This is a genomic window from Streptomyces sp. NPDC048584 (genome assembly GCF_043199595.1).
GTDB lineage: Bacteria > Actinomycetota > Actinomycetes > Streptomycetales > Streptomycetaceae > Streptomyces > Streptomyces edwardsiae.
Genome location: NZ_JBICWF010000003.1, coordinates 161,202 through 187,062, shown reverse-complemented (window position 1 = coordinate 187,062; position 25,861 = coordinate 161,202). Strand labels below are relative to the sequence as shown.

General features: G+C 71.9%; 27 protein-coding genes. 9 read left to right on the top strand and 18 right to left on the bottom strand.

The window, feature by feature from the left end; translation table 11 throughout:
• Positions 1-131 precede the first annotated feature (131 nt).
• Entirely contained in the window at positions 132-878 is a 747-nt protein-coding gene (locus ACGFR9_RS08785; RefSeq protein ID WP_393204353.1) for an SDR family oxidoreductase, read from the top strand.
• A 79-nt stretch (positions 879-957) separates the two neighbouring features.
• Entirely contained in the window at positions 958-1,494 is a 537-nt protein-coding gene (locus ACGFR9_RS08780) for a hypothetical protein (protein WP_393204350.1), read from the top strand.
• A 357-nt stretch (positions 1,495-1,851) separates the two neighbouring features.
• Here the strand turns inward: ACGFR9_RS08780 and ACGFR9_RS08775 are convergent, their stop codons facing one another.
• From ACGFR9_RS08775 to ACGFR9_RS08745, 7 genes are all read right to left on the bottom strand, one after another.
• Complete coding sequence (locus ACGFR9_RS08775; RefSeq protein ID WP_393204347.1) at positions 1,852-2,631, bottom strand: enoyl-CoA hydratase/isomerase family protein; 780 nt, start codon at positions 2,629-2,631, stop codon at positions 1,852-1,854.
• Positions 2,628-3,893, bottom strand: a complete 1,266-nt coding sequence (locus tag ACGFR9_RS08770; protein ID WP_393204344.1) for a cytochrome P450 — start codon at positions 3,891-3,893, stop codon at positions 2,628-2,630. The genes ACGFR9_RS08775 and ACGFR9_RS08770 overlap by 4 nt, the downstream gene beginning before the upstream one ends.
• Before the next feature lie 105 nt (positions 3,894-3,998).
• On the bottom strand, positions 3,999-5,303 hold the full coding sequence (locus ACGFR9_RS08765; RefSeq protein ID WP_393205189.1) for a cytochrome P450: 1,305 nt from the start codon (positions 5,301-5,303) through the stop codon (positions 3,999-4,001).
• Positions 5,304-5,406: 103 nt separating this feature from the next.
• Positions 5,407-6,009: an ATP/GTP-binding protein gene (locus ACGFR9_RS08760; RefSeq protein WP_393204341.1), complete on the bottom strand. Its 603-nt coding sequence runs from the start codon at positions 6,007-6,009 to the stop codon at positions 5,407-5,409.
• Positions 5,984-6,358 (bottom strand): DUF742 domain-containing protein, encoded by a 375-nt coding sequence (locus ACGFR9_RS08755; protein ID WP_393204338.1) that lies wholly within the window; start codon positions 6,356-6,358, stop codon positions 5,984-5,986. Before ACGFR9_RS08755 ends, ACGFR9_RS08760 begins: the two co-directional genes overlap by 26 nt.
• Positions 6,355-6,753: a roadblock/LC7 domain-containing protein gene (locus tag ACGFR9_RS08750; protein WP_030227184.1), complete on the bottom strand. Its 399-nt coding sequence runs from the start codon at positions 6,751-6,753 to the stop codon at positions 6,355-6,357. The genes ACGFR9_RS08755 and ACGFR9_RS08750 overlap by 4 nt, the downstream gene beginning before the upstream one ends.
• Positions 6,750-7,949, bottom strand: a complete 1,200-nt coding sequence (locus tag ACGFR9_RS08745) for an ATP-binding protein (protein ID WP_393204335.1) — start codon at positions 7,947-7,949, stop codon at positions 6,750-6,752. The genes ACGFR9_RS08750 and ACGFR9_RS08745 overlap by 4 nt, the downstream gene beginning before the upstream one ends.
• 435 nt (positions 7,950-8,384) lie before the next feature.
• Here ACGFR9_RS08745 and ACGFR9_RS08740 point away from each other — a divergent pair, with 435 nt between their 5' ends.
• Positions 8,385-12,140 carry a S8 family serine peptidase gene (locus tag ACGFR9_RS08740; protein WP_393204332.1) on the top strand — a complete coding sequence of 1,252 codons (3,756 nt, stop codon included), beginning with the start codon at positions 8,385-8,387 and terminating at the stop codon, positions 12,138-12,140.
• A gap of 121 nt (positions 12,141-12,261) precedes the next feature.
• The gene (locus tag ACGFR9_RS08735; protein ID WP_393204329.1) at positions 12,262-13,266 is read left to right on the top strand and encodes a helix-turn-helix domain-containing protein; all 1,005 of its coding nucleotides are present in this window, start codon (positions 12,262-12,264) and stop codon (positions 13,264-13,266) included.
• 9 nt (positions 13,267-13,275) lie between these two features.
• Here the strand turns inward: ACGFR9_RS08735 and ACGFR9_RS08730 are convergent, their stop codons facing one another.
• From ACGFR9_RS08730 to ACGFR9_RS08720, 3 genes are all read right to left on the bottom strand, one after another.
• On the bottom strand, positions 13,276-14,493 hold the full coding sequence (locus ACGFR9_RS08730; RefSeq protein WP_393205187.1) for a low temperature requirement protein A: 1,218 nt from the start codon (positions 14,491-14,493) through the stop codon (positions 13,276-13,278).
• Positions 14,494-14,665: 172 nt separating this feature from the next.
• On the bottom strand, positions 14,666-15,481 hold the full coding sequence (locus ACGFR9_RS08725) for an SAM-dependent methyltransferase (protein WP_393204326.1): 816 nt from the start codon (positions 15,479-15,481) through the stop codon (positions 14,666-14,668).
• Between the two features lie 47 nt (positions 15,482-15,528).
• Positions 15,529-16,404: a helix-turn-helix domain-containing protein gene (locus ACGFR9_RS08720; RefSeq protein WP_393204324.1), complete on the bottom strand. Its 876-nt coding sequence runs from the start codon at positions 16,402-16,404 to the stop codon at positions 15,529-15,531.
• A gap of 231 nt (positions 16,405-16,635) precedes the next feature.
• Here ACGFR9_RS08720 and ACGFR9_RS08715 point away from each other — a divergent pair, with 231 nt between their 5' ends.
• Together ACGFR9_RS08715 and ACGFR9_RS08710 are read left to right on the top strand one after the other, a co-directional pair.
• Entirely contained in the window at positions 16,636-17,130 is a 495-nt protein-coding gene (locus ACGFR9_RS08715; RefSeq protein ID WP_393204321.1) for an ATP-binding protein, read from the top strand.
• A 210-nt stretch (positions 17,131-17,340) separates the two neighbouring features.
• Complete coding sequence (locus ACGFR9_RS08710; RefSeq protein ID WP_393204318.1) at positions 17,341-17,598, top strand: lipopolysaccharide assembly protein LapA domain-containing protein; 258 nt, start codon at positions 17,341-17,343, stop codon at positions 17,596-17,598.
• A 74-nt stretch (positions 17,599-17,672) separates the two neighbouring features.
• Here the strand turns inward: ACGFR9_RS08710 and ACGFR9_RS08705 are convergent, their stop codons facing one another.
• The gene (locus tag ACGFR9_RS08705; RefSeq protein ID WP_393204315.1) at positions 17,673-17,954 is read right to left on the bottom strand and encodes a hypothetical protein; all 282 of its coding nucleotides are present in this window, start codon (positions 17,952-17,954) and stop codon (positions 17,673-17,675) included.
• A 160-nt stretch (positions 17,955-18,114) separates the two neighbouring features.
• Positions 18,115-18,732: a hypothetical protein gene (locus ACGFR9_RS08700; protein WP_393205184.1), complete on the bottom strand. Its 618-nt coding sequence runs from the start codon at positions 18,730-18,732 to the stop codon at positions 18,115-18,117.
• A 338-nt stretch (positions 18,733-19,070) separates the two neighbouring features.
• Between ACGFR9_RS08700 and ACGFR9_RS08695 the strand changes: the two genes are divergently transcribed.
• Both ACGFR9_RS08695 and ACGFR9_RS08690 read left to right on the top strand, forming a co-directional pair.
• The gene (locus ACGFR9_RS08695; RefSeq protein ID WP_393204312.1) at positions 19,071-19,349 is read left to right on the top strand and encodes a metal-sensitive transcriptional regulator; all 279 of its coding nucleotides are present in this window, start codon (positions 19,071-19,073) and stop codon (positions 19,347-19,349) included.
• Positions 19,350-19,529: 180 nt separating this feature from the next.
• Entirely contained in the window at positions 19,530-19,925 is a 396-nt protein-coding gene (locus ACGFR9_RS08690) for a DUF302 domain-containing protein (protein ID WP_393204309.1), read from the top strand.
• An 18-nt stretch (positions 19,926-19,943) separates the two neighbouring features.
• Here the strand turns inward: ACGFR9_RS08690 and ACGFR9_RS08685 are convergent, their stop codons facing one another.
• The 6 genes from ACGFR9_RS08685 to ACGFR9_RS08660 form a co-directional block, all read right to left on the bottom strand.
• Positions 19,944-20,210, bottom strand: a complete 267-nt coding sequence (locus ACGFR9_RS08685; protein ID WP_393204306.1) for a metal-sensitive transcriptional regulator — start codon at positions 20,208-20,210, stop codon at positions 19,944-19,946.
• A gap of 42 nt (positions 20,211-20,252) precedes the next feature.
• Positions 20,253-20,621, bottom strand: coding sequence for a thioredoxin (trxA, locus tag ACGFR9_RS08680; RefSeq protein ID WP_393204303.1), 369 nt, complete (start codon positions 20,619-20,621; stop codon positions 20,253-20,255).
• Positions 20,622-20,901: 280 nt separating this feature from the next.
• The gene (locus ACGFR9_RS08675; RefSeq protein ID WP_393204300.1) at positions 20,902-21,477 is read right to left on the bottom strand and encodes a rhodanese-like domain-containing protein; all 576 of its coding nucleotides are present in this window, start codon (positions 21,475-21,477) and stop codon (positions 20,902-20,904) included.
• A gap of 137 nt (positions 21,478-21,614) precedes the next feature.
• The gene (locus ACGFR9_RS08670; protein ID WP_393204297.1) at positions 21,615-22,358 is read right to left on the bottom strand and encodes a sulfite exporter TauE/SafE family protein; all 744 of its coding nucleotides are present in this window, start codon (positions 22,356-22,358) and stop codon (positions 21,615-21,617) included.
• Positions 22,355-22,720: a rhodanese-like domain-containing protein gene (locus ACGFR9_RS08665; RefSeq protein WP_393204294.1), complete on the bottom strand. Its 366-nt coding sequence runs from the start codon at positions 22,718-22,720 to the stop codon at positions 22,355-22,357. Before ACGFR9_RS08665 ends, ACGFR9_RS08670 begins: the two co-directional genes overlap by 4 nt.
• 36 nt (positions 22,721-22,756) lie before the next feature.
• Positions 22,757-24,121: a rhodanese-like domain-containing protein gene (locus tag ACGFR9_RS08660; protein ID WP_393204291.1), complete on the bottom strand. Its 1,365-nt coding sequence runs from the start codon at positions 24,119-24,121 to the stop codon at positions 22,757-22,759.
• Between the two features lie 781 nt (positions 24,122-24,902).
• On the opposite strand from ACGFR9_RS08660, the gene ACGFR9_RS08655 reads away from it, so the two are divergent.
• Complete coding sequence (locus ACGFR9_RS08655; RefSeq protein ID WP_393204288.1) at positions 24,903-25,790, top strand: universal stress protein; 888 nt, start codon at positions 24,903-24,905, stop codon at positions 25,788-25,790.
• The last annotated feature ends 71 nt before the right edge of the window (positions 25,791-25,861 follow it).

Here is a 25,861-nt window from a genome sequence, read left to right as displayed (position 1 = left end):
TTCGCGTTCACCGTCCGTCCTGCCGTCTTGCCGTCTTGCCGTCTTGCCGTCTTGCCGTCCGGAACAGTGGTACTAACATGTTGCCCTGAGAGCTGTGCACACTATGCCGCACCTTCGCGGAAGGGCACGTCATGAAGATCGCAGTCTTCGGCGGTACCGGCCTGATCGGGTCGAAGGTCGTCGGGAAGCTCAACGCCGCCGGGCACGAGGCGGTGCCGCACTCGCAGTCCACCGGGGTGAACGTGCTGACCGGTGAAGGGCTGGAGGAGGCCGCCGCCGGGGCCGACGTGATCGTCAACCTGACGAACTCCCCCACCTTCGACGAGGCCTCGCCCGCCTTCTTCCGTACGTCCATGGAGAAGCTGCTGGCCGCCGCCGAGAAGGCCGGAGCGGGGCACTTCGTCATCCTCTCCATCGTCGGGGTGGACCGGGTGCCGCTGGACTACTACCGGGCGAAGGCCCTCCAGGAGGAACTCCTGGCCGCCGGACCGGTGCCGTACTCCATCGTGCGTGCCACGCAGTTCATGGAGTTCGTGGACGCCATCCTGTCCTGGACCACCGAAGGTGACACCGTTCGCCTGCCCGGTACGCCGGTGCAGGTCATCGCCGCCGAGGACGTGGCGGACGCGGTCGCCGAGGTCGCCGCGGGTGCCCCGCTGGGGGGCATCCGCGACATCGCCGGACCCGAGGTCCTCCCGCTCGACGAACTGGGCCGGATCACTGTGGCGGCCCGCGGCGGGGGTCACACGGTCGTCAGGGACGACGACGCGGGAATGTTCGGTGTCGTCCCCGGCGACGTCCTCGTCGCCGGGGAGGGCGCCCGCCTCGCCCCCACCCGTTACGCCGACTGGATGGCCGCCCGTCAGGGCCGGAGCTGACGCGGTCCCCGGCGCTCGGAACAGTGCCGATGCCGTGGGCGATATGATGTGGTGGGAAGGTTGAGGATGAGAGGAACACATGGTTTCCGGAACCCGCGCGGTGCACAACATCGAGGTCACCGCTGAAAGCCTTCAGGAGGACCTCGACCGCCTGGAGGCGCAGAAGCAGGCCCTGGAGAGGGAACTCGCCGCCGTCGTGGCCCACTTGGGCTCCGTCCAGCGGGCGCTCAGCGCCCTCCAGGTCCTGATGCGCGACCCGTCGGCCGGTCCGGCGGACGCCGCTCCGGCACCGGAGCCGCGGCAGACGCCTGCGCCCCGGGCGGACGCGCCCCCGGAGGTCACGGCGAGGACTCCGGCCCAGGTCCGCCGCACCTCCACCGCCGCGGACGCGGACGCCGAAGGGCAGAAGAAGTACGGCCGGCTCACCGAGCAGATCCTCGACTACTTCGCCACCGTGGGGGACACGGACGTACGGGCCCGAGACGTGGCCGCGGCCCTCGGCCGGGACACCGACAGCGGAACCATCAACGCGGTCCGCAGCACCCTCGACCGGCTCGTCGGAACGTCCCGTATCCGGCGCAGCGGGCGTGGCCTGTACCGCGCCAAGCGTTCCTGATCCTCTTCCCGCGGCTCCGGGCCCGCCTGAACGGGGATCAGGGCGGGCCCGGAGCCGGCCCCGTTCCGGGCACCGTGCACGGGGGATCGTGCAACACGGTGCCAGGAACGTTGTGATCAGCGTATCAAAACTTCTTGTTGAACATTCGATGACAAGCATCACACTGTCTCGAGCACGGTGTCAGATGACACCATCGGGGAAGCGTGGCTTTGCCGAGCGTCTCGCCCTGCCAGACGTACGGCTCGGCCACTCACACGGGAGACCGCACAGCACACGGAGCGCGCCGGCATCCCGCGTGAGACGCCCGGCGGGCGGACGTCGACCTGAGCCGTCCGCCCGTCGAACGGGTTGCCGCGGTCAGCCGGCCCGCTGCTGGGTGAGGATCGCCGCCAAAAGTTCGGGGTCGAACACCGAGGTGTCGGCGAGCCGGGTGGCGGCGGTGAGCGAGTTGAGCATGGCCTTGGTGACCCGCAGGGCGGCGGCAGACCGGCGCAGAACGGGCTTGGCCCAGGCCATGACGGCGTCGTCGAGTTCCTCCTGCGGCACGACCCGCTGGAGGACCGCGAGTCCGTGGGCCTCCTGGGCGTCGAAGACCCGTGCGGTGAGGATCAGTTCGCGTACCCGGGCGACCCCCACCTCGCTGATCAGCCGGGGGAGCAGCCCGCCCCAGGCGGGGGGCACGCCGAGGGCGAGCTCCGGCAGCCGGAAGGTGGCGGTGTCGGCGCCCACGCGCAGATCGCAGGCGAGCGCGAGGCCGACACCGGCGCCGACGGCCCGGCCCTGGACCCGGGCGATGGTGACGGCGGGATGGGCGGTGAGGGCCTCGCACACGCGCAGGGCCTTGGTGCCGTTGGCACGGATGCCGCCGCCGGCCGGGTCGTCGGCGAGGTGCCGGGGGAACTCGCTGCGGTCGCCGCCGAGGCAGAACGCGTCCCCGGCGGCGGCCAGCACCAGGACCCGTACCGCGGGGTCGTGGTCGTCGAGGACGGTGAGGAGGTCGTCCAGCATGGCGTCGGTGACGGCGTTCCCCTCTTCGGGGACGTTCAGCTCGACGGTGAGGAGAGGACCCTGCCGGTAGGTGCGCAGGGTCTTCAGTATCCGGTCGGCGGGGAGACCGACGAGGGACGGGGCACTCATGTCGCTACTTTCAGAGAGGTGATGCGGCGGAAGACGAGCCGGGAGACGTCGTAGGAGGGGGGTCCGGTGGGCCGCAGGGTGGGGAAGCGTTCCAGTACCTGGGCGATGAGCTCCCGGGCCTCGGTCCGTGCGAGGGCCGCGCCGAGGCAGTAGTGGGCGCCGCTGCCGAACGTGATGTGGCCGCCGCCGCGCAGGACGTCGAAGACGTGCGGATCGGGGTTGCGCCGGGGGTCGTGGGCCGCTGAACCGTAGAGGATGTGGACGGTGGTGTCCTTGGGCATGGGGGTGCCGGCGAGGACGATGTCGTCGGCGGCGACATGGGAGTTGAGCCATACCGGGGGGTCGTACCGTATGGCTTCCTCGACCAGGTCCTCGATGTGCTCCGGGTTCGCGCGCAGCCATTGCGCCCGGGCGGGGTCCTCCGTGGCGAACCGTACGGCGTTGGTCAGCAGGACCGCGCTGGTCTCCAGGGAGGCGATGGTGATGAACATCGTGAGGTGGTAGATCACCCGGTCCGCGGCGGCCCGGTCGTCCGGGTACTGGGCGTCCCAGTGGTGGATCCAGCCGGTGAGGACATCGTTGCCAGGACGGGCCCGCCGGTCGCGGATCAGCTCGGTGAAGTACTCCCGCATCTCCAGGGTGGCCCGGCCCGCCTCCGCCAGCTCGTCCTTGCTGGGGAACAACTCCTGGGCGTACGCCTGCCGGTGGGTGAAGTGCAGGATGCGCGGGAAGTGCTCCTCGGGGATGGAGAGCCACTCACAGACCGTGCGGACCGGGAGCAGTTCGGCGACGGTACGGACGAAGTCGGCCTCCCCGTCGGCGCGCAGCCGGTCCTCCAGGTCGTCCAGCAGGCTCGAGGCCAGCGTGGCGATCCGGGGCCGCAGGCCCTCCAGGGTGGCACGGTCGAAGGGATTGCCCAGGGCCCGTCTCTGACAGGTGTGCGACGGGGGGTTGATCCGCGACAGGGTCCCGGTCAACTCCTGGGTGGCGAGCTCCTGCCAGCGGCTCGGGTCGGGCTGCCGCTCCTGCCACGCGAAGTCCGGCACGAGCCAGTCCCTGCTGCGCAGGACCTGGCTGCATGCCTCGAAACTCGTGACGAAGTAGCCGCCCCAGGGGGAGGGCACCACGTCCCCCAGGGCGCGCAACTTCTCCCACACGGGCAGGGGGTTGACCTGCCCCTCGGGCGAACGCAGTTGACGCAGAAGGGAGATGACGGCTCGGCGGTGGTTGGTGGTACCGCGTATGTCGCCAACGGCGGTCACGCAGGGCTCCTTTTACTGGGCACTGTGATCACTACCGCCGGAACCTACCCTTCCACCTACCCGCGTCATGCGCCTCTGTGTGTTGCTCCTGTCACATGCGGTGCATCAGACACGGAAGATGTCCAGGAAATTGCTCCAGAATCCCTTCCGCCGCGCCGATTCCTGCCGCGCGGGGGCGGACGCTGACGACGGCAGCGGCTGCTGCTGCGCGCCCGGCGCCGTGGCCCGCTCCTGGAGCGCGGCCGCCATCCGGGTGGCCGGTGTGGGGCTGAACGTCGCCGGCAGGGAGACCAGGGCCCGGTGGAAGGGACCGGGCCGCCACTGGAGGTCCTTCTCCGGCACGGCCAGGGCGAGATCGGGCAGCGCGTTGAGGAGCCGCTCGATCGCCGTGGTGGCGATGACCTGGGCCGGATCCTTGGCGGGGCAGGCGTGCGGCCCGGCCCCCCAGGCGAGGTGGGCACCCCTGCTGTGGGCGCGGCGGGCCTCGGCGAGCGCGGGGTCGCTGTTGGCGCCCGCGAAGGAGATCACGACCGGGGTGTTGGCCTCCGCCACATGGCCGCCCAGGTCGACGTCCTGGACCGGGTAGTGGGCGGCGTAGTTGGCGATCGGCGTCTGGTTCCACAGCACGTCGTCGAGGGCCTCCTCGATCCGCATGCCACTCTGCCGGCCGCCCGCCCCGGACAGCAGCAGCACCAGGGCGCTGCCGATGAGGCTGCGTTCGGGTTCGATGCCGGCGCCCATCAACAGCGCGAGCTGGTCCTTGAGTTCCTCGTCGGTCAGCCCCGCCGGGTGCTGGATCAGCCAGGAGGTGACGTCGTCGCCCGGCTGTCGCCGCTTGCGGGCGATCAACTCCATGAGGGCGCCGGTGAGTTCCTCGTTGGCGCGCAGCGCGTCCTTGCCGTCGAAGATCGCCGACAGCGCGGTGGTGATGGTGTCGCCGATGTCCGCGGGGCAGCCGAACAGCCGGTTGAACAGCAGCAGCGGCAGCAGCTTGGCGTAGTCGCCCAGCAGATCCGCGCGGCCGCGCTCGCTGAACTGGTCGATGAGATAGTCCGCGATCGGCTCGACGTCGCGCCGGATGCGCGCGGTGCTGAGCCGGGACAGGCTGTCCACCACGGCCTTGCGCAGCCGCAGATGCACCGCGCCGTCGGTGAACAGGCAGTTGGGCCGGTACGCCATCATCGGCAGCACCGGGTTGTCCATGCCGATCTGTCCCTCGCCCAGCGCCTTCCAGCGGCGGGCGTCACGGACGAACAGTTCGGTGTTCTGCAGCACGCGCAGCGCCAGCTCGTGCCCGACGACCAGGGTCGCGTCGGTACCGGGGGCGAGTTCGACGGGACCGGCCGGCGCGTGGGCACGCAGCCGGTCGTAGACCTGCTGGGGGTCGGCGGCGAACGCTTCGTCGTGCATGGGGCATCTGCCGACGGGGGCGGCGGACGGGGTCTGGGGATCCATGAAGTCTTCCTTAGTGATCCGGGAACCGCGGTTCCCGGTCCGGGCGGGCGCGGGGCGGTCAGGCCGCGCGCTCCAGCAGGTGTCTCACCAGCGCGATCAGCGCCTTGGCCGACGACTGCTGGTCGCGGGCGTCGCAGTAGACGACAGGGGTGTCCGGGAGCAGGTCGAGTGCCTCGCGCACCTCCGCCTCGCCGTAGGTGGAGGAGGAGCCGAAGGAGTTGACGGCGATGGCGTACTCCAGGCCGTACCGCTCGATGAGGTCGATGACCGGGAAGGTCTCCTCGAGCCGCGCCGGGTCGACCAGGAGCAGCGCCCCGAGGGCGCCGCGCGCCATGTCCTCCCACAGCTGCATGAAGCGCTGCTGGCCCGGGGTGCCGAACAGGTACAGCACCAGGTCGTCGCTGAGGGTGAGCCGGCCGAAGTCCAGGGCGACCGTGGTGGTGGTCTTGTCGGCCACCCCCCGCAGATCGTCGATGTGGACGGACGCCTGGGTCATCTTCTCCTCGGTGCGCAGCGGAGTGATCTCCGACAGCGAGCCGATGAAGGTCGTCTTGCCCACGGCGAAATGCCCGACGACGAGGATCTTGGCGGCGTTGGTGACCTCGCTGGAGACGTAGATGGACTTCTGCGCCGTCTCAGCCGATGAGGGATTGGAGTCCATTCAGAACCTTCTCGAGGGTCGCTCTGTCAACGTTCTGGGCCCGGGGCGGTTCGGCCCTGCGCAGCAGGTGCCCCTGCTCTGCTAAATCCGTGAGCAGCAGCCGGGCCACTCCGACGGGCAGGCCGAGGTGGCCCGCCACCTCGGCGACCGAAAGGTAGCCGCCCGCGCACAGTTCCCAGATCGCCCGGACCTCGGGGCCGGCCCCCAGCGGAGGTGTCCGCTCGGGAGCCAGGGTGACCAGGGTGTGCAGCGCCAGTTCCTCCGAGGACGGCAGGCTGCGTCCGCCGGTGATGACGTAGGAGCGGACGAAGTCACTGGTGACGGGTGCTTCCTCGCCGGGGGTCGTCATGCGCCGCCGCCGTGGTCGCGCGGCGCCACGCTCATCGCCTTGCTCAGCGCCGTCACCGTCTTCTGCATACGGAACGACACGGCCTCCATGTCGACGTCCAGCGCCGCCGACACCGCGAGGTAGGCGCCCTGCCCCGCGGCGATGAGGAAGATCCAGCCGCCGTCGTACTCCAGCAGGGTCTGCTTCCAGATGCCGTGCCCGGCCCCCACGAAGCCGGCGACCGCCCGGCTGAGGGACTGCATCGAGCTCATCGCGGCCGCGTTGGTCTCGGCGTCGTCGCGTGAGATGTCGTCCGAACGCTGCAGCAGCAGGCCGTCACCCGAGACGAGGACCGCGTGGCGGGCTCCACGCACCTCGAGCACGTCGTTCAGCACCCACGACAGGTCGGTGTTCACTGGTGGTCAGGTCCTTCCGTGGTGTTCGTGTTCCGTCCGAGCTGGGTGCCGCGCGCGAACGCCCCGAGGCGCGACGCGGTCACCTCGCCGGCCGACTCGGACATCTGCTCGTCCATGGCGGGCTCCGGGGCCGGCACCACCGAGATGGGTCCCTGGCGCCTGCGGCGCTTGGGCAGCCCGCCGTTCGTCGTGCCCACCACGTGGGAGGGGCCGACCGGGACCGGCGCCAGCCGCTGCGGGGCGCTCTGCGGGCCCTGCTCCTCCTGGACGGGTTCGGCGGGAGTGACGGCCTCGGCCGCCAGGAGGCTTTCCGGTACTCGGATCACTGCGCGCACTCCGCCGTAGGGGGACACGGAACCCACGGAGACGGCGAAGCCGTACCGAGTGGCGAGCATGCCGCAGACCGCGAATCCGAACCGGGGCGGGTCACCGAGGCCGGTGATGTCGACCGCGCCCTCGGCGGACAGCAGGGCCGCCGCCCGGTCCTTGGTCTCCTGGTCCATGCCCAGACCGGCGTCGTCGACGATGAAGCACACACCCGTCGGCACCGCCTGGATGTTGACCTCGACCGGAGTGCCCGGGGCGCTGTACGTGGTCGCGTTGTCCAGCAGTTCCGCCAGCACCACCGCGACCGGTTCCACGGCCTTGCTGGTGACGGCGACACTGGCCTGGGCGTGGATACTGACCCGGTTGAAGTCCTTGATGCGGCCCTGCGCACTGCGGGCCACGTCGTAGACGGTCGCCACTCCCTCGCGCCGGCCCAGCCAGCCGCCGCACAGCACCGAGATGCCCTTGGCCCGGCGGCCGAACTGGCTTCCGGTGTGGTCCACCGACATCAGGTCGGCGAGCACCTCGGTGTCGTCGCCGTACTTCTTCAGCAGCCCGTCGAGGAGCAGTTGCTGCTCCTCGGAGAGCGACTGGAGCGTACCCATCGCCGACTTCAGTACGGCTTTGGTCGAGGACTCCGCGTCCGCCCTCACGTTCGCGAGGTCACCGCGGTGCTGGGTGTCCAGGGAGGAGATGTGTCCCTGGAGCTGGTCGATCCGGCTCTGGGCGTGGCCCAGTCCGGTCTCCAGGTCGTTCTTCGCTCTTCGGAGCGCCAGGTTGGTTCTCCGTGCCCGCTGCACGGCGAACACCGCAGCAACGAGCACCACAAGCAGGATCCACAGCAGTGGATCCCTGATCAATGACGTCATGAGACTCTCTTCAAGTCGCATCGCGCCGGGAGCCGGACCGGGCCGCGCACACATGGGACGGGTCCGTGCCGTCGAACGGCACGGGCCTACGGCCGACCAAGCCTCAACTCCTCAGCGATGGGGCCTTAGAGACTGTCCCCCGTACGCGTTCATGACGCGCCGCCAGCCTACTGAAAGTTCGATGATCTTATCAGTTCGGTGGCTTTAACCCGCCTGCCCCGGTAGTCACTTGGGGACCCTCACGAGACCCACACACCCCGTACCGGAGAGCCGGTGTCGCCGTTGCGACATGTCCCATCTCTGCCACGGCGAAACCGGTGACAGCGCCCGCTCCGGCGGCGGAATCTGTGCTGCACCAACGGCACTTCGCGGCCGCGTGGACGGCACGTGAACACGGACCGGCGCGCCGGGGAACGACGGAAGGCACAGAAACTGATGAGACGGATGCGCATCGCGGCGGCCGTGGCGGCGGGGCTCGCCCTGTCCGCCGGCGCCGTGCCGCCTGTCGCGGCGGACCCGGGCGGGACCCCCGGACCCGCCACGAGCCCGGCCCCCGCTCCGGCCGGCGCCACCGTGCGCCTGATCACCGGCGACCGGGTCACGGTCCACACCGGCGCGGACGGCCGCCGCACCGCCTCGGTGGTGCCGGGAGAGGGCCGCAGGCACATCCTCTTCCGCACCATCGAGGAGGACGGGCGGCTGACGGTCCTCCCGTCCGACGCCGCCGGACTCGTCACCGCCGGGCGCCTGGACCGGGGCCTGTTCGACGTGACCGGGCTGCTCGAGCAGCGGTACGACGAGGCCCACACGGACGCGCTGCCGCTGATCGTCGGGGACGGTCCGTCCGTCCCCGACGCCACGCTCCGCCGGCTCACCGCGCTCGCCGCCGACGGCACAGCGGCCCGCCGGCTGGAGACGATCGACGCCGACGCAGTACGCGTCCCGGCGAAGGACCTCGGCGCGTTCTGGAAGCGCCTCGCACCGGCCGCCGGGGACACCTCCCGCGCGGCCACCGTCCCCCGGGTGTGGCTGGACGGCCGGGTGCGCGCCTCCCTGGACCGCAGCACCGCGCAGATCGGTGCCCCCGAGGTCTGGAAGGCCGGCTTCGAGGGCGACGACGTGAAGGTCGCCGTCCTGGACACCGGCGCCGACCCGGGCCACCCCGATCTGGCCGGACGTGTCAGCGAGGCGGAGGACTTCTCCGGCAGCTCCGGCACCGGCGACGTATTCGGGCACGGCACCCACGTCGCGTCCATCGTGGGCGGCTCGGGCGCGGCCTCCGGCGGCAGCCGCAAGGGCGTGGCCCCCGGCGCGGACCTGCTGATCGGCAAGGTCCTCGGCGACGACGGCTTCGGCACCGCCTCGCAGGTGATCGACGGCATGGAATGGGCCGTCGCCCGGGGCGCCGAGGTCGTCAACATGTCGCTGGGCTCCGACGCGCCGAGCGACGGCACCGACCCGATGAGCGTCAGCCTGAACGAACTCTCCGCAAAATCCGGCGCGCTGTTCGTGGTCGCCTCCGGGAACGCGGGCCCGGGCCGGGGCACGATCGGTTCCCCCGCCGCCGCGGACGCCGCCCTCACGGTCGGCGCGGTGGACCGGGACGACTCCCTCGCCGACTTCTCGAGCCGTGGCCCCCGGCCCGGTGACGCGGCCGTCAAGCCCGATGTGACGGCGCCCGGTGTGGGCATCGTGGCCGCACGCGCCGCGGGCACCACCATGGGCGAGGTGGTCGACGCCCACTATGTCGCCGCCTCCGGTACGTCGATGGCGACACCGCATGTGGCGGGTGCCGCGGCGCTGCTCGCCCAGCGGCACCCGGACTGGACCGCGGGCCGCCTCAAGGACGCGCTGACCAGCACCGCCCGCACCGTCGGCGGACAGCTCGTGACCGAGCAGGGCGGCGGCCGCGTGGACGTGGCGGCGGCCGTCCGGACGCCGGTCGTCGCCACCGCCACGCTCGCCCTCGGCACGTACGGCGCCGACGACACCGGCACCGTCACGCGGACCGTGCGCTACACCAACACCTCCGCCGAGGACGTGACCCTGGAGCTGCGGGCTGCGCTGGCCACCAGCGGCGGACGGCAGATCGCCGACGGCGCGGCGGCCCCGGACCGGACGGACGTCACCGTCCCGGCCGGCGGCACGGCCGAGGTGCCGCTCACCGTGAATCCCGCCCGAGCGCAGCGCGGTGACTACTACGGTCATCTGACGGCCGCCTCCGCCGACGGCTCGGTCACCGTCCACACCACGCTGAGCCTGATCGTCAACGGCCCCGTGCACCAGCTCAAGGTCGTCTCGTACGACAACGACGGCCGGCGGATCCACGCCCTGCCGATGGTGTGGGGCGCGAACGGCTTCGTGGAGTACACGGACCGCGACAACGCCGTCGCCGAGGTCGAGGAGGGCACCTACCAGCTGACCTCAGGAGGCGTCGAGCGCGTCGACGGCAAGGAGGTGCTGCGCCAGGTCGTCCTGCCCGAGATCAAGGTCACCAAGGACACCACCGTCGTCGTCGACCCGCGCAAGACGGTCAAGGTCGAGATCCGTACGCCCCGGCCCGCCGAACAGAGCGGCATTCTCAGCTATCAGACGTACCGGCAGATCGACGGCCACGGCTGGATCGACGGCACGATGTACTTCGACCTCGCCGAGGCCCTGTACATCAGTCCCACCGCCGAGGTCACGGACGGGACCTTCGAGTTCGCCTCGCGCTGGCAGCTCGTCGCGCCCCTGCTCGAAGCGGGCGTGGTCGACGGCACCGAGGACCTCGGCGCCTACTACATGCCCCGCTCACCGCTGTTGGACCAGCGGGGCGAACGGCTGCGCGCCGTAGCCGCCGGCACCACGGACGCACCGGACTTCCGCCGCGCCCGCGGCAGGCTCGCCGTGGTGACCGACGAGGCGGGCGTGGCCGGGCCGGACCTGGCCGAGCGGGCCGCCGCGGCCGGCGCCCGCGCGGTGCTGGTCGTCCACTTCAACGACAACGGCTGGACCCGCTGGACGCCCGACGGCGAACGCTGGCAGGTGCCCGTCGTCCGGGTCGGTGCCCGCACCGGCGCCGACCTGCTGAAGCGGATCGAGCGGCGGGCCACCACCGTCGCCTTCGGCGGCACCGCCCGCAGCCCTTATCTGTACGACGTCATGCAGGTGTCCGAGCAGCGCATCCCGGACCGTGTGGTCCACACGGTGTCCGAGCGCAACAGCGCCGTCGTACGGTCCGTGTACGCGGACAACGGCGGGGTGGAGTGGGCGGCGGAGCAGCGGTTCGCCCGCCGGCCGTACCAGGACTTCGCCTGGCTGCAGTACACCCGCCATGTGCCGACCGCGTTCACACGCACCGAGTACGTCAGCTCGGGTACCACCGAGTGGGATCACGTGGTGCTCCACCAGACCGTCGGCGATGTGGACAGCCCGCTGAACAGCGGACTGGCGGACACGCCCCGCACCTACCGGGCCGGCGAGCGGGTGCGCGAGACCTGGCAGGGCGCGCTGGTCCGGCCCTCCATTCCGCGCGCGGGGGTGCCGGCCACGACGCGGGACGGGGACGTACTGCGGCTGCGTATACCGGAGTTCACCGACTCCACGGCCGGCCACTGGTCCCGGCTGCTCGGCGACGGCACAGGCATCGGCGTACGGGCGCCGTCGGCGGACACGGCGAACGCCGAACTCTTCCGTGACGGCGAGAAGATCAACGGCCTGGCGGACGCCTGGCGGGACGTCGAGGTGCCGTCCGGTGCGGCGGACTACCGGCTGCGCCTGACGACCTCCCGCGAGTCCGCCGAGTGGGACTACGCCACGGCCACCGACACCTCCTGGACGTTCCGCTCGGGCCCGTCCGGGGAGGAGGCCCGGCTGCCACTGCTCCAGGTCGACTACGACGTGCCGGCCGACGCGCACAACGCCGTCGGGCCCGGCCGCGCGTACACGCTGGGGCTGAAGGTCCGCAATCAGGACGGGCTCGGCGCGCCGCGCGGGGTGCGCACGGTGGTGGAGGTGTCCTACGACGACGGCCGGCACTTCACCCGGGTCCCGGTCCGGGCCAAGGGCCCGAACACCTTCTCGGCCGAGGTCAGAAGGCCGGCGGCCGTGCGGGGTGACACTCCCGTGACCCTCCGGGTCACCGCCGCGGACTCGGCCGGCAACTCGGTCCGGCAGACCGTGACGCGGGCGTATCTGCACCGCGGCTGACGAGCCGGGCAGGACGGCGGTGGGAGCGGGCGGCGACGTCCGTTCCCACCGCCGTTCACACGGTGCTATACGGTATTCGACGGTTGAAGCGCTGCATGTCGTTGTATACCGGGAGGGCGCCATGACGCTGGAGGCCGCCGGGGTCACCGGGCCCGAGGAGACCGTCTACCGGCTGCTGGTGACCATGGGCCGGGCGACGGTACGGGAGGTGGCCGACCGGGCCGGGCTGCCGGGCGGCCATGCGCAGCGACTGCTGGACGCCCTGGCCGCGAAGGGCATGATCAGCCAGAACGACGGGCTGCCCCGCCACTACCGCGCCACCCCTCCCGACGTGGCGCTGCTGCCCCGGCTCAAGCGCCGTGCCGACGCCCTCGACCTGGCGAGGGCGGAAGCGGCCGGACTGGTGGAGAGCTACCGCGAGACGATGCGCCGGGGCGACGCGGGCCAGCTCATCGAGGTCATCACGGGCGCCGAGGCGCTGCGCCAGCATCTGCGGCAGATCCAGGACGGCGCGCGCGACGAGATGCTGTGGTTCTGCAAGGCGCAGTACGTGGCGATGCCGTCCGGCAGCAACCGGGCCGAGTACGAGGCACTGGAACGGGGCGTGCGCTACCGGGTGCTGTACGAGAAGGCCTTCTTCGACGACGAGGGCGCCGTCGATAACGTTGTCGAGGGCGTGCGGGCCGGGGAGCTGGCGCGAGCCGTGCCGCATCTGCCGCTGCGGCTCGCGGTGGCGGACCGGGCGATCGCCGTCTGCCCGCTGGTGCCGGGCGGTCCGCACGGCAGCCCGGACGAGCCCACGTCCGCGCTGGTGCGCGACAGCAATCTGCTGGCGGCCCTGATCGCGCTCTTCGAGCGGTACTGGGAGGACGCCGTGCCGCTGGTCGTGGACGACACCGGCTCGGTGGCGGGCACCGACGGCGCCGGCCCGGCCGACTCCCTCACCGCCACCGACCGGCGTCTGCTGGCCCTGCTGGTGGCAGGGGTGACGGACAAGGCGGTCGCCAGTCAGATGGGGCTCAGCCGGCGCACCGTGCAGCGGCGCATCCAGCGCATGATGGAACTGGCCGGAGCGACGACCCGGATGCAGCTCGCCTGGCAGGCGGCCCGGCGCGGCTGGCTGTGAACCGCCGCCTCACCCGGCACCGAGGTCGCGCAGCATCCTCCGCTGGTGACGGTGGCCGACCGTCTCGTAGCCGACCACGGTGACGAACGGGGCGAGCATCACCACCAGCAGACACACCGCCGTCGCCACCCCGGCTGCCGCGAGGAGCGCCGCCGCGACCAGCACCGCGAGGGTGAGGGAGATCAGCAGCAGATGGAACCGGTCCCCCGCCGACAGCAGCAGGGTGTGCAGCAGATAGACCATCAGCAGGAACACCCCGACCGGGACGGCCAGTGACAGCACCACGGCCACACCGCCGATCCTCGCGTGGTGCTCCAGATACAGGCCGGCCACATGCAGTCCCGCGCCGGCGCCCGCGATGCCCATGAACAGCGGGATGTGGCCGTAGCCGAAGAGATAGCCCCGGCCGCGCCGGCGGGCCAGGATCGGGCCGAACGGCGTGGTGAAGTACACCCACCACATGCCGAACGTCAGCCCCACGCCGGCGACGACGACGGCGATCGCGTTCGCGCTCCAGTCCGTTCCGGTCTCACCGCCGAGCAGGTCACCGGACGAGGCCACGGTGCCGACCACTCCCTCGCCGAGCGTGATGATCGCGAACAGGCTGTACCGTTCCGCGACATGGTGCGGATGCCAGGGCGTGCCGCCGGAGCGGCCCTGTGCGAGCAGCGGCAGCAGCAGCTCCACGGCCCCCAGTACGGCGAAGGCGACGAACGCCACCGCGAGTGTGAGAGGGGTGAACGCGATCGCGATCCAGCCGAGCTGGACCAGGACGACCCAGCGGATGTTCCGCATCCCCACGTCGTGGAAGGGCGGCGACTCACGGGCCGCGCGCCACCACTGCAGCACCAGGGCGATCCGGATCACGACGTACCCGAGCACCATGGCGCGCAGTTCCAGGTGCTCGCCCTCCTCGATGGAGTGGAACATGGCGGGCAGGCCGAGGGAGAAGACGACCACGCCGACCATCTGCACCATGGTCAGGGCCCGGTAGTGCCAGTCGTCGGTGGCGAACGCGGAGGAGAACCAGCTGAAGCTGATCCAGGCGACGCTGATGGCGAACATCGCCAGGACGAAGGCGCCGACGGCTTCGAGCGCGTGGTCCTCGGCGAACATCTCGGCGAAGTGGGAGGCCGCGGTGCCCACCGCCACCACGAACGTCAGGTCGAACAGCAGCTCGAGGGGGGTGGCGGTCCTGCCCGGTTCCTCCGGGTCGCGGCCGGCCATCGGCGTTCTGCTGTGCGCCAGCCTGCCGCCGGCGGCGTCGGCGGGCGCGGGGTGTTCGGGGTCGCTCATGAGCAGCATGATGACGTATGCGCGCGAGATTCCCGCCGGCCTCGGCGGACCGGACGTCGTACGGCCGTGTTCGCCCTACGACGCCCGGTGCGGACGCGGGCCGCTACGGTTTGCGGGCGATCGCTCCGTACATCGCGATGTCCTCGTCGCGGATGCCCTGTTCGCCGGTGCCGTCCGGATGCCACTTGTGGACCTGGACGATGCCCGGAGCGGTGAGTTCGAGGCCCTCGAAGAACTCGTGCGCCTCGTCGATGGTGCGCAGCCGCATCGGCATGTCGCGGGCCGCGTACTCGCGGGCCACCCGCCCCACCTCCTCGGGCGCGAACTCCGCGGTGCCGATGGTCATGGCGAGGTGGCTGCCGGAGGGCAGGGGCTCCAGCAGGCGCCGGACGATGCCGACGGCGTCGTCCTCGTCGAGGACGAAGTGGACGATGGCGATGACCGTCAGCGCCACCGGCCGGTCAGGATCGAGGGTCTCCCGCAGTTCGGGGGCGGCCAGGATGGTCGCCGGGTCGCGGAAGTCCGCCTCGATGTACGCCGTCCTGCCCTCCGGTGTGCTGGCCAGCAGCCCCTGGGAGAGGGTGAGGACGATGGGGTCGTTGTCGACGTAGACCACGCGTGACTCGGGCGCCACCGACTGGGCGATCTCGTGCAGGTTCGGGGAGGTGGGTATGCCGGTGCCGACGTCGAGGAACTGGCGCATCCCGGCCTCCTCGACGAGCCACCGCACCGCCCGGTTCATCCAGTCCCGGTTGGCGCGCATATGGACGGGCAGGGCGGGCCACTCCCGGGCCATGGCGTCGCCGGCCTCCCGGTCCGCCGGGTAGTAGTCCTTGCCGCCGAGGATGTAGTCGTAGATCCGCGCGGAGTGCGCGTTCTCGGTGTCGATCCGGTCGGCCGGCCATCCGTTCTCGGGCACCTCGGGTCTCCTTCACAGGTCGTGGGCGGTGGGTGGGGACGGGGCGGTCAGAGGTCCCCCCGAATCCGTTCGAGAACGGCCTCGGTCGCGGTCGTGGGCGGCGCCTGGGCACCGGCCCGGTCCAGGGCCTCGCGGTATACGACGACGTCGCCGGCCTTGTCGAGATAGACGGCGCCCAGCAGTGCGTCGAGGTGGACGACATCGGGCAGTTCACGCGCCCGGAAGCGGAAGAGCTGGAACGAACCGGCGCGCAGGGCCGGGTGGGGGCCGCTCGCGAACGGCATGATCTGCAGCGTCACCTGTGGCAGGCGCTGGAGTTCGATGAGGTGGCCGATCTGGGCGCGCATCACGTCCGGGCCGCCGACCGGTCGGCGCAGCACGGTCTCGTCCATCACCACCCACACCGTCGGCGGAGTCTCCCGCCCGAGCAGTTCCTGTCTGCGCGACCGCAGGGCGATCCGTCGCTCGGTGGCCTCGGGGCCGGCGTGCGGGTTGCCGGCGGCCAGCAGGGCGCGGGCGTAGGCCTCGGTCTGCAGCAGTCCGTGCACGAACTGGCTCTCGTAGGCGCGGATCTGCCAGGCCGCCTGTTCCAGGCTCAGATAGGCGGCGAACCAGTCCGGCATCACATCCCGGTATGTGTGCCACCAGCCGCGCTTGTTGGCCTCGCGGGCCGACTTCAGGAAGGTGTCGATCTCCTGACGGTCCGTCACGCCGTAGACGTGGAGCAGCTTCTCGGTGTCGGCGAGCCGGAGCCGGGCGACCTTGGCGGCCTCCATCCGGCGGATCGTGGAGTGGCTGACCCCGATGGCCGTTCCGGCCTCCTCGTAGGTGAGGCCGGCCCGGGTCCGTAACTCCTCGAGCTGCCGGCCGAGGATCATGCGCAGGACGGAGGGGGCACCGCCCCAGTCGTTCTCCGCGGTCATGCCCCGCCTCCTCACATCGGATGTTCGAGGCGCACTGTCCCGGTGGACGGCAGCAGCATGCACGGAGCGAGCTGAAATTTTCAACTCGCCTGTTGCGAGCGGCCGTTGGCGGGTGCCAGAGTGTGCGCACCGTCCCCGGCCCGCCGATGGGCCGCGCGGGAGCGGCCGGTCGACCCCCGGCCGGTGCGTGACGGACCCCCCGGTGTACAGCGTGACGAAAGGCCCACGGAGATGGCGAGGCCACCCTTACCCAGGCCGTTGCGTCATGCCGGACCCGGGCCCTCCTCCCCCAGACCGCCCGGAGGTGAGCCGGCGGCCCCCGGCCGTCTCGCCTCCGGGCTCCGTACGTTCGACCTCCCGGCGACCCCCGCCTCGGTCCGTGCCGCCCGTGCCGCTGTGCGTGAGCTGCTCATCGCGCGGGGCGTCGCCGACGACGTGTGTGACAACGCTGTCATCGTGACGTCGGAACTCGTCACCAACGCCCTCACCCACGCGGCGGGCGACCGGATCGTCTGCCGGCTGCGGCTGTCGGCCGACCGCGTCCGCATCGAGGTCGAGGACGAGGCCCGAGGCCCGGGCCTCCCCATGCTCCGCCGCCCCGGCCCCGACGACCAGAGCGGCCGCGGCCTCCTCCTGGTCGACACCCTCGGCGACGACTGGGCGGTGACCCGCACACCGGGGCGGACGGGGCGGACGGTCTGGGCGGAACCGAGAACCGCGGGGTAGCCGGCGCGGTGCCCCGTGGTGTTGCCGGAGCCGTACCGGACCGTGCGGCACGCCGCTCGGCTCCGGGGCTCTTCGGGGCCGGTGCCACGACCCGCGCGGGATCCGGCGCTTCCGTCCGCGGGTCGGTGCTCCGCGGGCGGACGGGCGCCGGGCGCAGGGGCGCGGATTCCCGGGTCGCCGACTCGGGCCGGCGGCCCGACAATGGGCTGTATGAGCCGGAACACCGCACACGACGCGTACGGTCCGGCGACCGTGACCGTCAAGGGGCGGAACGTCAGAGTGCGCACCCTCGGCTTCCTGCTGCTCGCCGGCCTGGCCATCTGGTTCATTGCCGCGAACACGAAGTCGGTCACCATCAGGCTGTGGGTGTCGGACGTCACGCTTCCTCTGTGGAGCGTCCTCACGGTCACGCTCCTCGTCGGCCTGGCCCTCGGCCTGCTCGTCGCCCACCGGCGCGCCCGCCGTTAGCCGGCCGTCCCGCTGCCCTGTCAGCAGTGGGGTACGACGGCCACGGGGCACGCCGCGCCGGAGCACGGCATGGGTCACCGGGCCGGCACGCACGATCCTGGGGCGGTCAGCCGGTGTCCGACGACCAGCAGTTCCGCGCCGGACGCCGCTTTCAGCGGGGCGCCGGAGGGCCTTCCCTCCACCACCGTCTCGAGGACATCGACGTCCGAGTACTGGGTGCGCCACATCTGGAGCACGGCGGCGAGGAACCGCAGCCGCTCCTCGGCCCGCTCCGGATCGCCGACCAGGCCGATCTCGCCGGGTCCCACGTCGTCGCCGCGGACGAGGCGGAGGTGACGCCGTGCTCCGCCGGTCACCTCCCCGTCCTGGTCGCCGGAGCCCCGGTGGGCCGGCGAGGACGAGGAGTCCGGCCGCGGCTCGACCTCGACCTCGTCCTGGTCCTGATCCTGGCCGACAGCGCCCCGGGTGCCACCGTGTCGTCACGGTGGCACCCGGGGCGGTGGCGGTGTCGCGGGGTCAGCGGAGCCAGGGGTTGCGGCCGACGAAGGGCAGGCGAGCCCACACCTTCCCGAGTCCCCAGGTGGCTCCGGCGCCGGCGGCCGCGAGGGCGATGAGCACGACGGCGTAGACGAGGTGGTAGTCGGCGAACGGGTTCGTCGACATGCTGGGCGAGCCGTCGGACAGATGTTGGGCGGGCGGCCATTCCGCGATCCACATGAGCGCCATCATCACCGTGCCGGCGACCGCGGCGAGCCGCAGTGCCACACCCGCGATCAGCGCGACGCCGATGCCGAGCAGCCCCAGCATGAACAGCCAGTCCGCCCAGGCCGCCCCGGCCCACGCGTGGAACGCCGACTCCATCGGCCCGACCGCCACGCCGCCGAGGAACCCCTCGGTGGGCGAGCCGCCGTCGATCCAGCCCTTGCCCGACCCGGTGGCGTAGCCGAGACCGAAGGTCTTGTCCAGGAACGCCCACAGGAAGACGAACCCGGTGAGCAGCCGCAGCCCGGCGAAGACGTACGCGCTCGTCGCGGTCGCGGCCTCGGTGCCGGCCGCCGGCGCCGCCGCCCCGGACCTGTGCCGGAAGGGCGAGCGGAGTCCCGGGTAACGGTGCGGGTGGTCGTGCACTGCCATGATGGTCATCCCCTTCGAGGGTGCTGCTCCTGGGGTCTTCGCGGTTGTCGTTGCGCTGTCAATGTCCCGCGTCCGGGGGCGCCGTCCGGAGGGGCCGGCGGGCCCGTTCCGCGGTCCGAACGTCCCCTCTCCGCAGAGCCGTTCGGGCTCACGTCGGCGCCGGCACGCTGTTCAGGCCGGACCACGGCGAGGGAGCGCCGGGGCACGGGCGGCACGCGGCGGTCATCGCGCGCTCGCGGCGTGGGTTCTCGAGCAGTCGCCGGCCCGGGCGGGATCTCGTCCGGGAGGAACACCGAACGGATTAGAATACCCCAAGGGGTATCAATGAAGGAGGAAGCGTGGAACTGGACATGGCGGCCGACGAGCTGAAGAGCGTGCTCAACCGGCTGCGACGGGCGCAGGGCCAGATCGCGGGGATCATCAGGATGATCGAGGAGGGGCGGGACTGCGAGGACGTGATCACCCAGCTCGCGGCGGTCTCCCGGGCGCTGGACCGGGCCGGCTTCGCGATCATCGCGACGGGGCTGCAGCACTGCATGGCCGAGGAGGGACAGATGGCCGGTGACCGGGACCGGATGCGCGCCCGTCTGGAGAAGCTGTTCCTGTCGCTGGCCTGAGCACCGGCTCACCTCGACGCGCCGACGAGCATGATGGCGGCCACGGCCGGCAGGACCGGCGAACGCGGCGACCCCGCGCCCGTCCCGTCCCAGAAGACCCGTCCGGCATCGCGTCCGCCCCGACGGGTGCCCGCCGGGGTATCAAGGCACCAGGCATTCGCACCGAAGGAGCAGCACACCGTGTCCTACGACCGCACCGTCCGCCTGGCCACCACCGACTTCGACGCCGCCGTCACCGCCGTCCGCCGGGCCCTGGCCGACCAGGGATTCGGCGTCCTCACCGAAATCGACGTAACGGCCACTCTGAAGGCCAAGCTCGACCACGACATGGAGGACTACCTGATCCTCGGCGCCTGCAATCCGCCCCTCGCCCGCCGGGCCCTGGAGGCCGACCGCTCCATCGGCCTGCTCCTGCCGTGCAACGTCGTCGTGCGCCGCGACGGTGACCACACACTGGTCCAGGCCCTGGACCCGGGCACCATGCTCACCCTCACGGACCTCGACACCCTCGGGCCCGTCGCCGAGGAGGCCACCGCCCGCCTCGACGCCGCCCTCGCCGCCCTGTCCACCGCCTGACCCACCGCGACCGCAGGCTCAGGAGAGGGAGAGGAAGAGTTTCTCCATCTTCCGGGTGTCGAGGCTGTCGGCGCCTCCCTCCTGGCTCAGACACTCCTTGAGACCGCTGGCGACGATGGCGAAGCCGGCCCGGTCCAGCGCGCGGTTGACCGCGGCGAGCTGGGTCACGACCTCCTCGCAGTCACGCCCTTCCTCCAGCATGCGTACGACGCCGGCGAGCTGGCCCTGTGCGCGCTTGAGCCGGTTGGCGGCCGACCGCACCCGGTCGGCGGGGAGCTGGACCATGGGTACTTCCTTTCACGGGGGCCGGGCCGGGACCGGGCGCGGTCACCGGCCGGGGCTCTGGGCTGCGAGGGAGGAGCGGACCTCCGCCATGTCGAGCCCGCGGACAGTGGTGATCAACTGGTCCAGCGCCTGCGGCGGCAGTGCGCCGGGCCGGGAGAAGACCAGGATGCCTTCGCGGAAAACCATCAGGGTGGGGATCGACGTGATGTCCGCTGCGGCGGCCAGGGCCTGCTCGGCCTCGGTGTCGACCTTGCCGAAGACGATGTCGGAGTGGGTCTCGGAGGCCTTCTCGTAGACGGGGGCGAACATCCGGCACGGTCCGCACCAGGAGGCCCAGAAGTCGACAAGGACGATGTCGTTGCCGGTGACGGTGGTCTCGAAGTCGGCGGCGGTGAGTGCCACGGTGCTCATGGGCGGTCCTTCCATTTCTGCGGATCAGTGACTCTGATACCCCCAGGGGTAAACAACATCGGAACGGGGCGGTCCATTCCCCGGACCGCACGAACCCCCGCTGCCCCGGCGCACGCTTCGGCGCGCCGGGGCAGCGGGGGTTCGATGACCGCCGGGATCGGGACCGCCACCTGGGCGGGGGCCTGCTGGATCAGGACGAAGGTGCCCATCGCCATCACGAACCGGGCGAAGAGCCGGGAGAGGACGTGGCGGGGACGCATCCCCCCATTTCCGCTTTGGCTCAGCGGTTGCGCAGTGCTGCGAGCGTGTTGTCGAGGTCGGCGGCACGGGGACGGTTGTGGGGCAGCTTGGCGAGCACGGCGGCCATGCCGCAGGTGTTGGTCAGGGCGGAGAAGACCAGACCGCCCGCGATGCCGGCGGAGAGGAGCTGGAAGGCGGGGTGGACGACGTACCCGAGCAGCAGGCCGAGCAGCACGATCACTCCCGCGGTGAGCCTCACCTGACGCTCCATTCCCCAGGTGGCACGGGAGGCGCCCTGGGGGCGGTGGAGCTCGTGGCCGTCGGCCGCCCAGGCGCCGGTTCCTCCTGACAGGGTGGCGGCGGTGACGCCGTTCTCCGCGAGGATCCTGCCGGCGTTCTCGGAGCGGGCGCCCGAGGCGCAGACGAACAGGAGGTCGCCGCGTTCGGCGGCGTGCCGGATGTCGGGCAGCGCGCGCTGGATCCGGTCGAGGGGGATGTTGAGCGCGCCGGGGAGGTGACCGCCGGCGTATTCGCCCGGGGTACGCACGTCGATGATGGTCAGTTCGTGCAGGCGGGTGAGCGCCTCGTCGGTGGCGAGGGCCGTGGGTGTGGTCATGGCAGATGCCGTCCTTGTGTGTCGGAGTGTGGTGGAGCTTGATCTGACGGGAAGCCAGGCTGAAGGCGGTCCTGAGATGCGCGCCGGCTGGAGGGACCCTCCCGGTCCCTCGTCCGAGCCGGTGGCGGCCCTCGTGTTCAGACGAAGACGTCGACGAGCATGACGGCAGCCACTGCCAGCAGGACACCGGCGAAGATCTTCTGAAGGGTGGTGCCGGAGATCTTCGTCGCGAGGCGTTTGCCGTCCCAGGCGCCGAGGATCGCGGCTCCGGTGAAGGGGCCGATGATCTCCCAGTGGAGCCGTTCGGTGCTGCCGGTGCGAGCGGCGAGCGCGGCGAGTGAGTTCACTGTGATGACGAGCAGGCTGGTGCCGACCGCCCGGCGCATGGCCAGTCCCAGGACGCTCACCTGGGCGGGCACGGCGAGGAATCCCCCGCCGACCCCCAGAAAGCCGGTTACGGCGCCGAGTCCGGCACCGGCCCCGGCCGCCTTGGCGGGACGGATCCGGTCCGGCGGCTCGGACGCGGACGGACGCAGCATGCGCAGGGCCGCCAGCGCGGCGATGACCGCGAACGCCGCCGTCAGTACCGCTTCGGGCAGGCGCCCGGCGACAGCGCCGGCGAGGAAGGCGGGGACGATGCCCGCCGCTGCGAACAGCGCCCCTGTCTTCCATGCCACGTTCCCGTCGCGGGTGTGAGCGTACAGGGCGGTCGCGGAGGTGGCAGTGACGATGATCAGGCTGGCGGTGGTGGCGGCTGCCGGAGTGAAGCCGAGCAGGTAGATCAGTGCCGGTACGGCAAGGACGCTGCCACCGCCGCCGAGGGCGCCGAGGGCGAGACCGACGAGGGCCCCGGCGAGGAGGGCGAGAACAAGTACGGTCACGTTGTCCGGCCGCTGTTCCCGCGTTCGTCGACGATCGGATGCCCGGCGGCGGCCCACGCGTTCATGCCGCCCTCGACGTCCACCGCCTGCGCTCCGCGCTCGGCGAGGAGTTTCGCCGCCTGCTGGGAGCGGTGTCCACTGCGGCAGATCACCACCAGCGGACGGCCCTGCGCCTCGGCGGGCAGGATGGCGCCGGCGATCAGTTTGCTCAGCGGTACGTGGACGGCGCCCGGGGCGTGGCCCGTATTCCACTCGAGCTTCTCCCGGACGTCCAGCAGGACCGCGTCAGGCCACTCGCCGCTGGTACGGCTGCGTGCCTCGTCGACCGTGACACGGGGCCCGTTTCGGCGAAAGAGGAACATCACACGCTTCCTTCCTTGCGGGGACAACGGCCGGGATCAGCCGGAGGCCAGGGGCAGCCCGGCATCCGTCGCGGCGTCGAAGCCGTCGTCGACGGCGACCACGTCGCGGCCGGCGGCGTCGAGCAGGGAGGCGGCGATCGCGGCGCGCATCCCGCCCGCGCAGTGCACCCACACCGTCCCGTCCGGTACCTCGCCGATACGGCCGTGCAGCTCGTGGATCGGGATGTGGAGCGAGCCGTCGATGTAGCCGCCTACGCGCTCCGAGTCCCGGCGCACGTCCAGGACGAGCACCTCGTCTCCGCGCTCGCGCACCTGGGCGAGGTCGGCGAAGCGGGCACGCGGGAAGGAAGCAAGCGGCTCGCCCTCACGGACCCAGCCGGTCGGTTCGCCGGTGGCGGCGGCGGCCGGGCGGTCGATGCCCACCCGCGCCAGCTCCCGCTGCGCGGCGCCGATCTGCTCCGGGGTGTCGGCGAGCAGGGTGACGGGCTTGCCCCACGGGATCAGCCAGGCCAGGTAGGTGGCGAGCTTGCCCTCGCCCTCGAAGTTGAACGAGCCGGACACGTGCCCCTCGGCGAAGGCCCTGCGGCTGCGCAGGTCCACCACCCACTCGCCCGCGGCCAGCCGGGAGGAGATCTCGTCCGCGTCCGCACGCCTCGGCGGGGTGAGGTCGACGGGGGCGGGGCCGGCGGCGTTGGCCGGGCCCATCTGCGCGTAGTAGGCGGGCACGTCCTCCAGCCCGGCGAGCATCCGCTGGACGAAGGTGTCCACGTCCAGGGTGAGCGCGTCGTTGCTGGTGCGTTCCCTGCCGATCGTGGTCGCGTCCCCCTCGGCCTGGGCAGAGGAACAGAAGCTGCCGAACCCGTGGGTGGGCAGCACCGGCACCTCGTCGTCCAGCTCGTCGGCCAGGCGGTGGGCGGAAGCGTGCTGGGCCCGGGCCAGTTGCTCGGTCAGCCGAGGCTCCACCAGGTCGGGGCGGCCCACCGTGCCGATCAGCAGCGATCCGCCGGTGAACGCCGCCACGCCGCGCCCGTCCCGCTCCAGGACGTAGGAGGTGTGGTGCGGGGTGTGCCCGGGAGTGGCGATCGCACGCAGGACCAGACCCGCGTCCACGTGCACGGTGTCGCCGTCGGCGACCGGGGTGCGGGCGAAGGACACATGCGCCGCGGCCGGCACCAGATAGGAAGCGCCGGTGACGCGGGCCAGTTCCAGGCCACCGGTGACGTAGTCGTTGTGCACGTGGGTCTCCGCCACGTACGCGATGCGCACCCCGCGCCCGGCGGCGGCGGCGATCACCTGGTCGATGTCGCGCGGCGGATCGATGACCACCGCGGCAGCGGCCCCGCCGGCCAGGTAGCTGCGGTTGCCCAGACCCTCGAACTCAAGGGTGTCGACGAAGAACACGACTGCGACTCCTCCACTGGAACGACGTACCCCGGGGGGTATTCGGTACCTACCCTAACAGCGATACCCCAGGGGGTATTCCTGCTCTGGATGTCGGTGTGGTCCGGGCCCAGCAGGTCCCGCCGTCCCGTCGGTCGGTGAACCCTGCCCAGGAGCTCGCCCGCAGGGTGACGGCGGCTTCTCGCCCGCGAGGGCGGGCCCGACGGAGTTCGGCTCTTCCGCCCCCCCCACCCGGTGACGACTCCCCGCGGTCGCTTCAGCCGCGCGTGCGCGGCGGCCCGGACCCCGTCCGACACACTCTTCCCCAACCTGCGTACCCGGGGGGCGGGGACGCGTGATCCGTGGTGTCACGGCCTCGTCCGGTCACCGACGCACTCGCCGGCACGGCCGAGAGCATGCCGGAGGAAGTCCGTCCGCTTTCCGGGGACCCGGATGCCACGGTCGCGATCGGCTACGACGGCCGGGAGCGTCGCCCACCCCTCTGGTCCGAGTCCGCACCGGCATCCCCGCAGACATCCGCGCGGCCTGCGGGCGGACCCGCTCGAGGGCGTAGTACGCCGTCCCGCAGCCACGTCGACCGCCCGACCGGGCGTCCGCGACACCGGCGTCACGCTCGAGGGCCGTCCTCTCCCCGCGGACGGGGCGCGGGCGCCGAATGGCGTGCGGCGGAACGCCCAAGGGCCCTGGTCGGCCCTTTGGGCGGGACGTAAGTCGCATGGCGCCAGGACCTCGACGGGGCGAGTCTGAGAAGAACCGGAACGCTCCGGACTCAGGAGGGACAGTGGGTGGTCTGGTGATCGTCGGCGTGGACGGGTCGACGTCGGGTCTCGCCGCCGTGGAGGCGGCCGCACGGGAGGCCCGGCTGCGGACGGCCGCGCTGAGAGTGGTGCACGCCTTCCTCTGGCCCGCCCTGCACGCTCCCCTGGGCCCGTCGCCCATGGGGCCGCCCGATGGCGGGATGCAGAACATGGTCGAGCGTCTGGTGGCGGAAGCGGTCGAGCACGCCAGGGCCGCGGCGCCGGAGGTGGAGGTGTCGCACGCGGTGGTGACGGGGGAGCCGTTGACGGTGCTGGAGGCGCAGTCACGTGCGGCCGAACTGGTGGTTGTCGGATCCCGTGGCATGGGAGGGTTCGTCGGGCTGATGGTGGGCTCGACGGCGGTGCATCTGGCGGCGCACGCGCGCTGCCCTGTGCTGGTCGTGCGCGAGGACGCCCACCGCGACGGTCCGGTCGTGGTGGGCGTCGACGGCTCCCCCGCCGGGGACAAGGCGGTGGAATTCGCCTTCCGGCACGCCGAGCTGCACGGGACCACCCTTGTCGCGTTGCACGCCTGGACCACGTGGAACGCACCGCTGCCCGCCCCCCAGGATCCGTCGGAGCCCTACGCGAACCCGGCCGAAGCGCTCGGCGAGGAGGAGGAACGTCTGCTGTCGGCAGCGCTGGCCGGGCATCTGGAGCGGCATCCGGATGTGGACGTGGAGCACCAGGTGGTACGCGGCCCCACCCGCGAAATTCTGATCGAGGCGAGCCGGTCCGCCGGGCTGATGGTGGTCGGGGCACGGGGACGCGGCGGCTTCACCGGCCTGCTGCTGGGGTCGGTCAGCCAGGCCCTGCTGCATCACGCGCACTGCCCGGTCGCCGTGGTGCGCGGAGCGGGCGCGCGACAGTGAAGGCGGCCACCCCGGACGGATCCGTCGACGACTTGTCGGGCCCCGATGCCGGCCGGGTGCCCCCTGGCTGC